The 13,641-nt window shown below is 44.8% G+C and carries 13 protein-coding genes and 1 tRNA gene; 1 reads left to right on the top strand and 13 read right to left on the bottom strand.

Annotated elements, in window-relative coordinates:
- Nucleotides 1-14 precede the first annotated feature (14 nt).
- The 10 genes from cimA to mce all read right to left on the bottom strand — a co-directional run bounded on the left by cimA (nucleotide 15) and on the right by mce (nucleotide 11,375).
- A complete protein-coding gene (gene cimA, locus LOR49_RS14795; RefSeq protein WP_240377633.1) occupies nucleotides 15-1,640 on the bottom strand; it encodes a citramalate synthase in 1,626 nt (541 codons plus the stop codon).
- An 884-nt stretch (nucleotides 1,641-2,524) separates the two neighbouring features.
- Nucleotides 2,525-3,187 (bottom strand): phosphatase PAP2 family protein, encoded by a 663-nt coding sequence (locus LOR49_RS14790; protein WP_275899696.1) that lies wholly within the window; start codon nucleotides 3,185-3,187, stop codon nucleotides 2,525-2,527.
- A 181-nt stretch (nucleotides 3,188-3,368) separates the two neighbouring features.
- Nucleotides 3,369-3,809 (bottom strand): YaaR family protein, encoded by a 441-nt coding sequence (locus tag LOR49_RS14785; RefSeq protein WP_240377631.1) that lies wholly within the window; start codon nucleotides 3,807-3,809, stop codon nucleotides 3,369-3,371.
- Between the two features lie 56 nt (nucleotides 3,810-3,865).
- Nucleotides 3,866-5,272, bottom strand: a complete 1,407-nt coding sequence (locus LOR49_RS14780; RefSeq protein ID WP_240377629.1) for a flagellin N-terminal helical domain-containing protein — start codon at nucleotides 5,270-5,272, stop codon at nucleotides 3,866-3,868.
- An 18-nt stretch (nucleotides 5,273-5,290) separates the two neighbouring features.
- Entirely contained in the window at nucleotides 5,291-5,713 is a 423-nt protein-coding gene (gene fliS / locus LOR49_RS14775) for a flagellar export chaperone FliS (protein WP_240377627.1), read from the bottom strand.
- A gap of 59 nt (nucleotides 5,714-5,772) precedes the next feature.
- The gene (locus LOR49_RS14770) at nucleotides 5,773-6,066 is read right to left on the bottom strand and encodes an EscU/YscU/HrcU family type III secretion system export apparatus switch protein (protein ID WP_240377625.1); all 294 of its coding nucleotides are present in this window, start codon (nucleotides 6,064-6,066) and stop codon (nucleotides 5,773-5,775) included.
- Nucleotides 6,063-8,561, bottom strand: coding sequence for a hypothetical protein (locus tag LOR49_RS14765; protein WP_240377623.1), 2,499 nt, complete (start codon nucleotides 8,559-8,561; stop codon nucleotides 6,063-6,065). Before LOR49_RS14765 ends, LOR49_RS14770 begins: the two co-directional genes overlap by 4 nt.
- Before the next feature lie 126 nt (nucleotides 8,562-8,687).
- Nucleotides 8,688-9,785 carry a DNA polymerase IV gene (locus LOR49_RS14760; protein WP_240377621.1) on the bottom strand — a complete coding sequence of 366 codons (1,098 nt, stop codon included), beginning with the start codon at nucleotides 9,783-9,785 and terminating at the stop codon, nucleotides 8,688-8,690.
- A gap of 15 nt (nucleotides 9,786-9,800) precedes the next feature.
- Complete coding sequence (locus tag LOR49_RS14755; RefSeq protein ID WP_240377619.1) at nucleotides 9,801-10,922, bottom strand: M20/M25/M40 family metallo-hydrolase; 1,122 nt, start codon at nucleotides 10,920-10,922, stop codon at nucleotides 9,801-9,803.
- Nucleotides 10,923-10,964: 42 nt separating this feature from the next.
- On the bottom strand, nucleotides 10,965-11,375 hold the full coding sequence (gene mce, locus LOR49_RS14750; RefSeq protein ID WP_240377618.1) for a methylmalonyl-CoA epimerase: 411 nt from the start codon (nucleotides 11,373-11,375) through the stop codon (nucleotides 10,965-10,967).
- Nucleotides 11,376-11,510: 135 nt separating this feature from the next.
- Between mce and prli42 the strand changes: the two genes are divergently transcribed.
- Nucleotides 11,511-11,603: a stressosome-associated protein Prli42 gene (gene prli42, locus LOR49_RS17770; protein WP_420830488.1), complete on the top strand. Its 93-nt coding sequence runs from the start codon at nucleotides 11,511-11,513 to the stop codon at nucleotides 11,601-11,603.
- A gap of 56 nt (nucleotides 11,604-11,659) precedes the next feature.
- On the opposite strand, the gene LOR49_RS14745 is transcribed toward prli42, so the two are convergent.
- The 3 genes from LOR49_RS14745 to LOR49_RS14735 all read right to left on the bottom strand — a co-directional run bounded on the left by LOR49_RS14745 (nucleotide 11,660) and on the right by LOR49_RS14735 (nucleotide 13,423).
- Nucleotides 11,660-12,205 (bottom strand): L,D-transpeptidase, encoded by a 546-nt coding sequence (locus LOR49_RS14745; RefSeq protein ID WP_240377616.1) that lies wholly within the window; start codon nucleotides 12,203-12,205, stop codon nucleotides 11,660-11,662.
- 49 nt (nucleotides 12,206-12,254) lie between these two features.
- On the bottom strand, nucleotides 12,255-13,259 hold the full coding sequence (locus tag LOR49_RS14740; protein ID WP_240377614.1) for an aromatic acid exporter family protein: 1,005 nt from the start codon (nucleotides 13,257-13,259) through the stop codon (nucleotides 12,255-12,257).
- A gap of 89 nt (nucleotides 13,260-13,348) precedes the next feature.
- Nucleotides 13,349-13,423, bottom strand: a tRNA-Arg gene (locus tag LOR49_RS14735).
- Nucleotides 13,424-13,641 lie beyond the last annotated feature (218 nt).

The raw sequence follows: 13,641 nt of genomic DNA, 5'->3' as shown, positions 1-13,641 counted from the left end.
AGCTCTGCTATTTTTTAATGATTCTTTACGCTCGCTTCCGGCATTGCCGGAACTGGCTCTACTTTTTGTAAGCGATCTGCATGCTTCATAAAGTAATAACGGATACTGTCTACAAGTGCATGCCAACTCGCTTCGATCACATTCGGAGAGACACCAATCGTACTCCACGTTTCTTTGCCATTCGAAGATTCCACTAATACTCGGACAGTGGATGCTGTTGCGTTCGCTTCATCCAGCACTCTTACTTTGTAGTCAGACAAATACATTTCATGGACAAGCGGATAATATTCGCCAATCCCTTTACGAAGCGCATGATCCAGTGCATTAACAGGGCCGTTCCCTTCTGCCGCGGTAATGACGGTCTGTTCCTGGATTTTCATTTTTACAATTGCTTCTGATGTGAAACGATCTTCTTTTTCTTTATTTGTAATAATATTAAAATGCTCGAGCTCGAAATAGTCATGATTTTCCCCAAGACCATTTCTGATCAGCAGTTCAAACGACGCCTCGGCTGCTTCGTACTGATACCCTTTATGCTCCATCTCTTTCATCTGCTCGATCGTGGCTTTAATCGCAGGGTCTCCTTTATCAATCGGGAGGCCCAACTCTTTTGCTTTAAAAAGCAGATTACTCTGCCCCGAAAGCTCTGAGACAAGTACTCGTCGTTCATTTCCAATATTCTCTGGGGCAATATGTTCGTAAGTTTCCGGGTGTTTCAAGACAGCGCTCACATGCATGCCGCCTTTATGCGCGAATGCGCTTTTTCCCGTAAAAGGTTGTCCGTTTGGAGGTGTCTGATTGGCAACCTCATGAATGTACTTGGAGCCTTCCGTTAATTGCTGGAGCTGTGCCTCTGTTACACACGGAATGTTCATTTTCAACTGTAAATTGGGGATGATAGATACGAGATTGGCATTGCCGCATCTCTCCCCGTATCCGTTAAACGTACCCTGAATGTGCACGGCACCGGCTTTAACCGCTTCAAGCGTATTCGCAACACCGAGCTCGCCGTCATTATGGGCATGAATACCAACCGCAATGGTCACCTTTTCTTTCACCGTTCGAATGATATCCGCTATCTCGGAAGGAAGTGAGCCGCCATTCGTATCACAAAGAGCCACACAATCAGCACCTGCTTCCTCAGCTGCTTTGATCGTCTGGAGAGCATAATCTCCATTATGTTTATATCCGTCAAAAAAGTGCTCTGCATCAAAAATGACTTCTAAGCCATTTTCCTTCAGGTAACGCACAGAATCATATATCATCTTCACATTCTCTTCTAACGTTGTCTGCAAGGCTTCTGTTACATGAAAATCCCATGTTTTTCCGAAAATCGCTGCCGCTTCCGCACCGCTTTCCAGTATTCTGTTTAAATTCGGATCGCTTTCCGCCTTGATATTCGGCCGCCTCGTACTACCAAATGCTGTAACTACTGCATGTTCAAGGTTTAGATCCTTGACCCGCTCAAAAAAATTCATATCTTTCGGGTTACTTCCGGGCCAGCCACCTTCAATATAATGAACCCCAAGCTGGTCTAATTTAGCTGCAATTTTCAGTTTATCGTCGACAGAGAGGCTGATCCCTTCCCCTTGTGTTCCATCACGCAACGTTGTATCGAATAATTTTACTTGAGAAGCCACCACGATTCCCCCACTTTTTCAACTAGATTTATCCCATTATACCAATAAAATGTTGTAACTAAGTATAGCATAAGAGATTTTTTTTGACTATGTGCGAAAGAAGACAGTATGCGCCAAGATTTTCACAGTAAGTGTGCCGTGAAGAGAGGGATGCGGAGCCCTTCGTGAGCATTGAAATGGATGAAGCCATGAAAATACGCAATCATGAAAATAACGACAGTGAAGTGAAGCTATAACGTCGCAAAATGATGATGATCCGGGAATAACGACGCCATTGAGTGGCTATGGCGTCGCGAATTGGCGATAATCCGAGAATAACAACTTCATTGGATGCCTATGACGTTGTCAAATAATTAGAAACCCAAAATAGCAACCCCATTGAAGACCTATGACGTCGCGAAATAATCACAATCCGAAAATAACAACCTCTTTGGTGACCTATGGCGTCGCGAATTGGCGATAATCTGAGAATAACAACTTCATTGGATGCCTATGACGTTGTCAAATAATTAGAATCCCAAAATAGCAACCCCATTGAAGACCTATGACGTCGCGAAATAATCACAATCCGAAAATAACAACCTCTTTGGTGACCTATGGCGTTGCGAATTGGCGATAATCCGAGAATAACAACTTCATTGGATGCCTATGACATTGTCAAATAATTAGAATCCCAAAATAGCAACCCCATTGAAGACCTGTGACGTCGCGAAATCATCACAATCTGAGAATAACGACGCCATTGGGCACCTATGACGACGTCAAACGCGTACAATTCGAAAATAGCAACCTCATTGGTTACCTGTGACGTTGTAAAAGGGTGCTGGAACGAAAATAACGACACCATTGGTATCCTACGGCGTCGTTACGAAAAAAGAAGCAGTTCAATTTTTTACCTTCTCTCTTTTATTAAAAAAAGAAGCAGCAAACAAAACAGCTGTCAGCCACGCTCCTCCTGCGAGAAATCCTGCCAGTATATCACTCGGATAATGAACACCTAAGAACACCCGGCTTACCCCGATTAAAAGGATAAGCAAGGCACAAGCAGATACCAATAAGCTTTTAACCATAAGAGACAACTGCATGCGACAACTAAAGACAGCAAGTGTGCCGTACAATAAAATGACATTCATCGCATGCCCGCTCGGAAAACTAAAACCCGTTATCTCAATAAGAGGATTAATCTCAGGACGAGCCCGTTCGTACAGTGACTTGATGAGATAGTTCGCCAACCCGCCCCCGCCAACAGCAACTGCTAGCACTACTCCTCTTTTTACCTTGCCAAACAATATAAGCAGCGTACTACTAAATGCCGTGACAAAGCTGGTAAAAGCAACGGAAGCGAACCCAGTGAGAAAAGAAAAGAAACCCACCATGCCTTCCACATACATCGGCTCTAAATTTGCAATAATACGGTGATCCATTTTTATAAGGAAGGATTCGTCTATCCAAGATCCTACAACAAGGAACAGCCCTGCCCCGCATAATGATCCAAACAAGAGCAACAGACGGATCCTCTGCAAGTGACTATGATCCATGTCATTCATACTATCCTCCGTCTCCTCTTCGTTTGTCGTACTCTATCATACTTTCCACAGGATGCAGATGCTTAATCATTCTCGCTTTGCGTTAAGGATAAAATTTTATTGCCATCACCAAGCAGCCCTCGTAAAAAACCTAAAAAAAGAAACCGCTGCTTGATATAAGCGGTTTCTCTTCTCGTATCTTTTATGCATAAACATTAACAAGCAGTCCTCTTATTTCACCTACCATGTCGAGAATCCCAATCCCGCTTTTCTCTTTTTCCAATACAGCATTAGTTAGATCAAGGAGCTTACGGTCCACTTCCTCGACAATTTTGTACACTTTCGTGCGTCCCCGACGATTGAAACCACGTTTTTCTTCCAGGCTAAGCCCATGATCGACAGCTTCTTGGAGAAAATCTTTTACGAGCTGCTTGTATTTCCGCAACTCTTCCGCTGTCCGCGATTCGGCCAATACTTTTCCCTGGTCTTCAATGTCATCAATCATTTGCGTAAATCGTTCATACGCTTTTTCCTGACGCCTCTGTGCCATAATTTCTGTGAATGTGGTGCTTGTCCGTGCTGCTTCTTTCGTCTTAGCAGCAGGTCTTGTCAGCCCCGTTTCCATAACTCGTTGAATATCCACTTACCTCACGACCTTTACGGGATGTCCTTCATCTAGTTTACCACAACACGATCCTTTTACTGAAGCAGTTGAAGAACCCCTTGAGGGAGCTGGTTGGCTTGCGCGAGCATGGCGGTTGCCGACTGATTAATAATATTGTTACGCGTGAACTCCGTCATTTCAAGTGCCATATCGGCATCACGGATCCGCGACTCGGCAGACGTTAAATTTTCGTGCGTCACCTGAAGGTTATTAATGGTATGCTCAAGGCGATTCTGTACGGCACCAAGCTTCGCCCGCGCTGACGATACTTTATTAACCGCTGCGTCTAATTTCGTAATGGCCGCATCGGCTTCTTCGTGTGTCCCCACACTAAGCCCGTTAATACCGAGCTCCTCAGCGTCCATCGGTGGAATATCCACCAGCACCTGCTGCTCACTATTCGGACCGATTTGAAAAGCAAGACGATTATTTGCAATTTCAAAAGTAGACGTTTGATTTTCAACCGTCTTTTCATTTAAATCAAATCTGATACCAGCTAACTCAAATGTTCCTTTATTAAAATTTCCATCCGAACTAACAGTTCCACTTATAGTTAATTTTTCGTCTTCATATAGGGGTACATTATTCAATGAAAGATTTACTCCCACCTCTGTTTCAGCACTTAGTGTTACTGTCCCACTGTTTGAAATATTACCCAAAGATAGTTGTATATCTCCGACAGTTAGTATATCACCATTTGCATTTTGAAGATCTGTTGACGTTACTTTATTATCAGGGCCTGTGATTTCGATAGATCCTTCATAGTCAGTGCCGTTATCTTTGAAATCTTTTACTTCTATCACGTATTCCCCAAGCTCTGTTTCATTTGTCAGCGAAATATCTGCAGTTTTTAAACCTACGCTTTCATTATCCTCTATCTCAAATTTACTAGTAATTGATTTAAATTCAAGTGTGTATTCTCCTGATTTGGCAGTGTTACCTGTGACTATGGGAGCTGACACCAAATTGGCGCCATTGGGTTCTATCCCTGCTTCGCCTTCGACAAACCGTGAAAAATACGCGCTGGAGCCGTCGAGTAGTTTTTTGGTGTTGAATTCGGATTTTTCGGAGATGCTGTCGACTTCTTCGATCAGTGCATTGATTTCTTTCTGGATTTGATCGCGGTCTTCTTGTGTGTTCGTGTCATTCGACGATTGCACGGCGAGTTCGCGCATGCGCTGGAGCATGGAGTGGATTTCCTGCATCGCACCTTCTGCGGTCTGGATTAAGGAAATGCCGTCCATCGCGTTCCGTTCGGCTTGTTTTAAGCCGCGGATTTGGGAGCTCATTTTTTCTGAGATCGCAAGTCCGGCCGCATCGTCCGCGGCACGGTTAATACGGAGCCCGGAAGACAGCTTTTCTAAATTTTTAGAGACGAGGTTTTGGTTTTGACTTAAATTTCGGTAGGCATTTAACGCTTGAATATTATTATTTATTTTCATCAGGTTATCTCCCTTGCGTTATTTCTCGTATAGTACATTTTGTTCGTAGGCGTTGGTACGTCTGCGCGATACTTGCGACTGTTTGTCTGTCTGCGTACGCATTGCTTCTATCCAGGAACGTGAGAGCTTACGTAAGATAACTAAAACATTTTCTGCTGCATTCCTGTCCTTTTTCACGTTCGCCGCCATTAACTGTTCACTCATATAATTATATAAACTATCAAGTTCATCCGCGATAATACCTGCTTCGTAGTTAAGGCCGACACCGAGACGTTCTAAAATGTCGATTGCCCGCTGCAGCTTTTGGTTCGCACTTATATAGTCTCTCTTCTTAATAAAAGAGATCGCTTCTTCAATGTTACGTTCACAAGCTTCATATAAAAGCATCGTCAGTTCTTGAGATGATTTTTTTTGAAGCATTTCCTCTGATAAAAACGCCATCTTTTTCTTCCTTTCGGATGATAGACTTCTTCTATAATATCGACTAAAAAGCTGGCAGCTTAATAGTTTTTTTCCATTTCCTCAATTAATAACAGGACTTCTGCAATGACGGAATATAACTGTGGGGGGACGCTTTCACCCAAATCCATATCGAGAAGGCTTGCGGCGAGACTCGGGTCTTCCTGCATATGGATATCGTGTTTTTTCGCCAGTTCCAAAATATGTTCCGCAACCTCTCCCCTCCCGCTCGCCGTCACGCGCGGAGCTTCATCGCTGTCATATTTCACTACGGCCGCAGTCGGACCGTTTTTCGCTTTACGCTGATTTTGGTTGTAATAATGAGAAAGCCTCATATTTTGTAATCAAATCCTTCCTCTGTCTGAACCGGTAAAATCGTTTCCCCCGCATCGGCCTGTCCGCCCACGCCTTCTTCCCGTTGAAAAGGCTGATAGCGAATGTCATGAATGTCGTAGCCAAGCTCGCTGATCGCATTCGTCGTTTTTTCAACAAGCGGCCCCATCACATCGGAAAAACCGGGCAGGTCGTTTTTTAACGTAATCGATAATTGTCGCTCCGATGATTGAATCACTATCCCGATATTACCAAGCACCGGAGTCTCGATCATGAAGTATAGGGCACAGTTTTCCCAATCAAGCTGACCGCCTGATTCACGTGATTGCACATAAACTTGCAGCTGTTCTTGACTCTCCTTCAGCGGCAGCGGAAGATTGAATAACAAATGCTGCGGCACTTGTCCCTGGTCCGTTTTACTTAGGAGCTGCTGTCCTGTTACATTTGCGAGTGCCTGGTTCGCTTGCTGGTGCAGTTTACTGCCGCTATCTTCATTTCTCAACAGTTGGAGCAGAGCTTCTTTGAGATTATGAGTTTGATGGTTCGAAGCATTATTTTGTTCTTTTCCTTGGGAAGCGAGCATTTGGCTGATTTCACTTTCCCTGTTTAACCCGAGTGCCCGGATCAGTTCAAAGAGCTGCCGCGCTGACGGTTCTTGCGTCGCGTACCACGCTTGCTCGGTAACATGCTGGACCGCGGTCTTTATCCCGCCGGACGAAAGTATTTCTTCCTTCGTAACAAAATGTTTAACCCGCTGTTCTGCCGGTTTAAACTGTAAACGTTCTACGGATTCCTGGACATTTTTGACAACTGTGCGTGCTCCCCGAAGGTCACCGCGCTCAAGCAAGTGCTTCGCTTCGGCTAATTGCCCGCTTAACTGCAGCATCTTACGCTCCGTTTTCATGTCCGTAAACAACATAACATCACTTCTTAAAAGCGTACGGTCGATTTGCTTAATCGCCGCTTCTAACACTTGTTTTGCCTGCGGGGCGGCCTGCTTATTCTGCTCGAGCAAGTGAGACGTTTGCTGCAGCTGGTGCACCGTATTTCGTTTTACTTGCTGAAAGGAAGCGGCAACATCGGCAAGTTTCTCTGTAATTCGTGTCTCCAAGAGTTGCTTTGATGAAAGTGAAGCAGCGCTGTGCAAGGCTTCATCCGCTGTATAACTTGCGCTGGCCTTCGTTTCAGCTAAACCTTCCAATGTTTCGTACGCGAGCTTGCGAGCGGCTATTTCTTTCCCTTCCCCTGCAAGTCCCACCGCACGCTTAATTTGGTCCGTTGCCGTTTCTTTTTGATTTTCCGGGATTCTCGGGAGTAAGTCTCGTTGCAGCTTCTCCAACACGTTATGAATGTCCGGCTCTTCCAACAGAGTCTTTTTATATGGCTCAAAAGAGACGGTCTCTCGACTTGCCTCCACTTCAAGAATCGCCTGCAAAAGCCGAGCATTCCCCGCCTCCTGAAGCTGCCCTGTTTGTTTTGCTGCTTTAAGAATCATCTCAGTCGTTTTGTCGCTTGTATTATTTTCGGAAAAAAAACGCTCTAGCCGTGCCTGAAGTGACCCCGCTTTCCCGATATTTTGCAGCAGCTCGTTTACGAGTTGTGCTGTACTGCCGGTCCTGCTTTCGGTCATTTTCACACCCGTTATGTCGTTCTCTGCCTGTCGCAGTGCTTGCTGGAGCTTTTCGATACCAGCCTTTTGAAGAACGTCAGCTTCTCGTAGCGCTTTCTCGATACGGGCAGCCTGCTCGGCTGTTAACTCTTGATGTGGGAGAATCTGATCTCGGATCGTTTGTCTCACATTTGCTGCAGAAGCGCCTTCTTGCAAGTGCCTGCTGACATTATGGATGATTTCTTTTAGCGGCTGGCTTTGGCTTGTGCTTTTTTCGACAGCACTCTTGACCGCTTCCTGGAGATCATCCGGGACTGTCAGACGATCGCCCGTATGGTTTTTCACAAACTCATGGGCACCTTTTCCGTGTAAACTTTCATGGATATGCGTTAAATTGCTTTCAGTTATAGCAATCCGTTTAGCCGCTGCTGCCTCTACCGTCGCTGCTTTTTCGGCAGCCGTACCGCTTGCTCTTGCCAAAAACCGCTCGAGCCCCTCTAACGCTCCTTTGGACAACGGTATCTCTTGTTTCATAAATGTCTTTGTCGCTGTTAGCAGCTGATCGGACGGGCGGGCGATACCTGCACTCTTTAGAAAAGCAGCAGCTGAAGCTTTTTCTGTACCGGCTCTCGTTGCAGCTTTTTGTTCTGCGTCCACAGCTTGTACAACTGCTAGTCCCTCTTTCTTTCCAATTACTTGCAGGGCTACATTATCATCCTTTGGCACGTCCCCTTTAAAATGAACGTCCATTTTTACACCGCCGGTTCGGATTACTGCTTCATTATTTTCTTTGCGCTCTATTATCGTGCCTCGAATCATATCCCCGCTTTTCAAAGACAGCGGTTTTTCCCGCGCTTGACTTAAAGGCGTATTGGTAACATGCTGCATATTTCTCACCCCGCTCCTACTCTCTGCCTATAATATCGGTTAAAGTGAAACAATATTTATCCGACTTGCGACCGAAATTATGTAAAAAAAGCCGCTGCATCTCCTGCGGCGGCCTGTTCATTTTATTCATTTCAAAAACGAGAAAAGATCAAGTTGTGTATAAGCTTCCTGCTTCGGTATAACGTGAAGAGCCGTAATGCCAAGCAAGCGGACAGGGTTCCCGTTCCAATAGTTTTCTAATAAATCGACAGCTTGTCTCTGGATTTCCTCAGCAGAAAAAAACGGATTTACCAGTTTTTTACTACGGGTGATTGTTTTCCGGTCGCTATAGCGAATCGTCAATTGAATGGTGTGCGAGCAAACGTTTTTCCTCGCCATCCGGTCCGCCGTTTTTTCCGCTAAATAGGTGATCACCTTCAAAAGTTCCGCTTTCGCTGTCACGTCTTCGGCTAACGTCGTCGAGCTTCCGACACTTTTTATGTCGTTTGCAGCCTCGGGGTCCACCTCGCGATAATCGATCCCGTTGGCACGCTCATGAAGCTTTTTACCTTTTAATCCAAAACGTGCCTTCAAGGCAATCCCCGAATACAGCGCTAGGTCTCGAATGGTATAAATTTCCATTCCATTTAGCTTTGCTGCTGTTTTCCTGCCGACACCGTGCATCTCCTCGACTGGGAGCGGCCATAATTTTTGCGGTAATTCCCGCTTACGCAAAACCGTGATTCCCATCGGCTTTTTCATATCACTTGCCATTTTCGCTAAAAACTTGTTAGGGGCAATCCCAATGCTGCAGCTAAGCCCCAGGTCTCGTTTAATACGCTTTTGGAGCTCTTGTGCGAGGACGAGCGACTTGCCGGTTTTAAAAGAAGCCGTAACATCCATATATCCTTCATCAATGGAGACAGGCTCCACTAATGGAGTATAGTCCTCAAGCAGTTGAAACATCTCCGCCGAAGCCGCCCGGTATTTATCAAAATCAGGAGGGCGAATGACCAAGTGCGGGCATTTTTTCAATGCGTCCCTGACGGACATCGTTGTTTTCACACCGAACGCTCGTGCCTCGTAACTCGCCGTTACGACGATGCCTCTGCGTTCTTTTGGATTTCCAGCTATCGCGAGTGGTACCCCTTCTAGACCAGGGTCATGTACTCTTTCAACAGATGCGTAAAAAGCATTCATATCAACGTGAAAAATAACTTTCCCGTTCCAGGATGCGGTGCTCACTTTATGATCCCTTTCTTATGCGGATACTGTTTCTTCGATAATCGCCACAACTAATTCAGTTAAATCCACCATCTTTTCAACGGCGATCTTTTCATTCGTCGTGTGTATGTTTTCATAACCAACTGCCAAATTGACGGTTGGTATCCCGTAACCGCTGATAATGTTGGCATCGCTGCCACCACCGCTTTCAAGTAAGCGCGGAGTGCGGCCAACCTTTTTAGCAGCTTGCATCGCCGTTTTCACAACTTGGTCTTTTTCATTCAACTTAAAACCGGGATAGACTACTTCTACGTCAACTTCCGCTTCTGCTCCCATCTCAGCAGCTGTATCCTTAAACGCTTTTTCCATTTTCCCTACTTGCTTTTCCATTTTCTCTTCGATGAGAGAGCGTGCTTCCGCTTGAATCTTCACTTCGTCGCACACGATGTTCGTTTGTGAACCGCCTTCAAAACGGCCGATGTTCGCTGTTGTCTCCTTGTCAATACGGCCAAGCGGCATTTTCGCGATCGCTTTTGCTGCGACGGTAATGGCGGATATGCCCTTCTCCGGCTCGACACCAGCATGCGCTGTCTTCCCTTTAATCGTAACCCCGATCTGTGCCTGTGTTGGCGCCGCGACAATAATGTCACCTATCTCACCGTCACTGTCTAACGCATACCCGTATGTTGCTTGTAACAGGCTTTCATCTAACGCTTTCGCACCGACAAGGCCGGATTCCTCACCGACCGTGATAACAAACTGAATCGTCCCGTGCGGTATATTACGCTCCTTAACTACCCGGATACATTCAAGCATCACAGCGATTCCTGCTTTGTCATCGGCACCGAGGATGGTCGTGCCGTCTGTCTGCACATAACCGTCTTTCAGAAACGGTTTGATCCCATTACCAGGCACGACGGTATCCATATGCGATGTAAAGTAAATCGTTTCCGCACTCTCTGCTGTTCCTTCCCACGTACAAACGAGGTTGCCCGCTTCATGAGCGGTCGTGCTTGCGGCATCATCTTCCACAACGCTCAGACCCAATTCTTCAAACTTTTTCTTAAGTACACCGGCGATTTTTTTCTCTTTCGTTGTTTCTGAATCCACTTGGACCAGTTCCATAAATTCCTGAACGAGACGATCTTCCTTAATCATCGATTTGTCCTCCTGTCTCTACTAACCTTTGGCACGTCCTTTTTATTTTTTCTCGCAAAACTCATACAATACTCGGCCTGTTGAACGAGGATGGAGAAAAGCTACATCAGCACCGCCTGCCCCTTTGTAAGCTTCCTCGCTTAACGTTTGAATACCATCCTGTCGAATTTCTTCCAGGCGTTGATTAATGTCGGACACACCGAGTGCAATATGATGGATCCCTTCGCCTTTTTTCTCGATAAACGAAGCGATCGGACTTGTATCAGCAAGCGGCTCAAGCAATTCAAGCTTCGAAGATCCAATTTCGATAAATGCTACTTTCACTTTTTGGGATTCCACTTCTTCGACTTTTAAAAGAGTAAGACCGAGAACCTCCTCATAAAAAGGCAAATGCTCCTCGATTGATTTGACAGCGATTCCAATGTGATCAATTTTTTTCGGTGCTTCTTTCATTATCTTCATCCTCACTTTTATGTATTCTTTTTGGAAGGAAACGGCCTCCCCTGTACTTGCATACAAATAGCGGTTGAGACTTTAAGCGAAAAGCTTTAAAATAGAGATAAAGCTTGTTAGCACGGAGGGGAAAACATGCCGAAAAAACTCCAAAAAACTATCGTTTATATTATGATCATAACATTAGTTGTAGGAAGTTTGCTTACTGGAGCTGCAACTTTTTTCTAAAAAAGCCAGTTCGTCCTGCATCAACGAAAAAACTCGCCCCAGCCGGCGAGTTTTTTTTACAACGATTTTAAGTCTTCTTCTACATAAAGGGGCTTACTGTCAAACAGCACGCCTCTTTCTTTCGCGATTTGCTGAGCTGTTTTAGGGGTTGTTCCAATCCAGACCTTTGTTCCTATCTCAACTTTTTCAAACAATTCGTTGACATGTTCGTTCAAAAGACGGACACACCCATTGGATACGTAATGACCGATCGATGACGGCCGGTTCGTTCCATGAATCCCATAGATGCGACCATTCGTGTTTTCCGCATCAAAACCAATCCACCTGCTGCCAAGCGGATTATCCGGATCGCCGCCTTTAATATCAAGCTTACGGTAATACGGACGGATTGCTTTCACGGTAACGGTGAATTCACCCTCCGGCGTGAGGGATTTCTCTTTTCCTGTCGCTACGCGGTAACGGCTGACAATTTCACCCTCTTTGATGTAAATAAGCTCATTGGTCTGTTTATTAATAATAATATATGGATCCCCTGCAACAGGTTCTAGATTCAGCGGCCATAATACAGACGAAAGCATCCAAAAAGCCAGCAAAATTTTCATCGTATGACGCCCTTTATTAGTAAATTAACATCTATTTATTACTATCTCTTTATTGGCTTTCTTTATGCAATCGCTTCCGCAACACCCGGTCCGTTCGCTTTGGATCTGGCTTGAACATTTTTTTTAAAGTCAGATAGTTCTCTAATTCATGCAGAATGTAGAATAAAGCAGATCGTACTTCAAATTCTTCTCGTGTTCCGGGGAGGGCCATATTTCTTATTTCACCTGACAGGTCACTTAATTTGTTAAGAAAGTACTCCGTTTTATTGTTAGGGGAGATAGCATCACTTAATTCATCCATAAACTCAGCCATTTTCTCTCCCTGGACGACAGTCCGGTCAAGCGTCGAAATAAATGGCAGGATTCGTTCAATGACATCGAGCTGCTTCTCACGCATCCGAAAATAATGGTAAAAATAATCTTCGTTGCGAAGAAAATAATTATCCATTGTTTTCAATGCCATTCCTTTAGCTGTGTTAACAATGGCGGACGCCTGCGTAATTTCCTTCCCGTCCCATGCCGACTCACCTTCCCGTAAATACAGGGAATATTCTTTCCAAATTTGTTTCATACGATCCTCAAGCTCTGCTTGCTTCCCTACTAACGTCTTTTCCAGACTTGGCATATAACTGTTCATTACTAACGCAACGGTAACACCAATTGTAATCAACAAAAGCTCGTTGATCCACAATGCAGTGGTTATACTCCCGTATATGTAAAGGTGCAGCATTGTCACGACACTCGTTACAATCCCACGCTCCAACCCGAAGCTGACAGCCGTGGGGATAAAGAGAGCAAATAGTAAAGCAATGGTCAACGGGTGATACCCTAATCCTGCGAATAAGACACTGGCAAAGACGAGGCCGATCAAGCAAGCAACAATTCTTTCCCAGGAGGCCCGCAAGGACTCCTTTTTCGTCACCGAAATACAGAGAACCGTAATAATCCCCGCTGACACAAAAAATTCTAATCCCAGCAGCTGGGCAATAAAAATAGCCAGGGCGGCACCAATGGCCGTCTTTAACGTTCGATAGCCCACTCTCCATTTAACCATGTGCAGGTCCTTTTACCTCCCCTATAGTTCCGTATTAACAATAAAAAAACTGCACAAGTTTATCTGTGCAGCTGTCATTTGTTAATGTATGGCGCGCCTACCAGGATTCGAACCTGGAATACGAGAACCGGAATCTCGCGTGATATCCATTTCACCATAGGCGCATTCGCTTAAAACAAGACAATCTCTATATTAACTAAAAAAGGTAACACTGTCAACAACTTTATATAGATAGTGTGCGTCAAGTTTTTCTTGACATGGTTATCAAGGCAATATTTGCAGCACTCTGTTTACAAAAGTGCTTATTTAGATATTAAACACAAACAATAATGTAAATAAATGAGACATTATTCATTTACGATCATAAATATCTGTTGATTGT

The sequence above is a fragment of the Bacillus piscicola genome, assembly GCF_022458745.1.
In the GTDB taxonomy this organism is placed as follows: domain Bacteria; phylum Bacillota; class Bacilli; order Bacillales; family Marinococcaceae; genus Alteribacillus_A; species Alteribacillus_A piscicola.
Note: the sequence above shows the minus strand (reverse complement) of the source record. Positions and strands in the feature narration are given on the sequence as shown.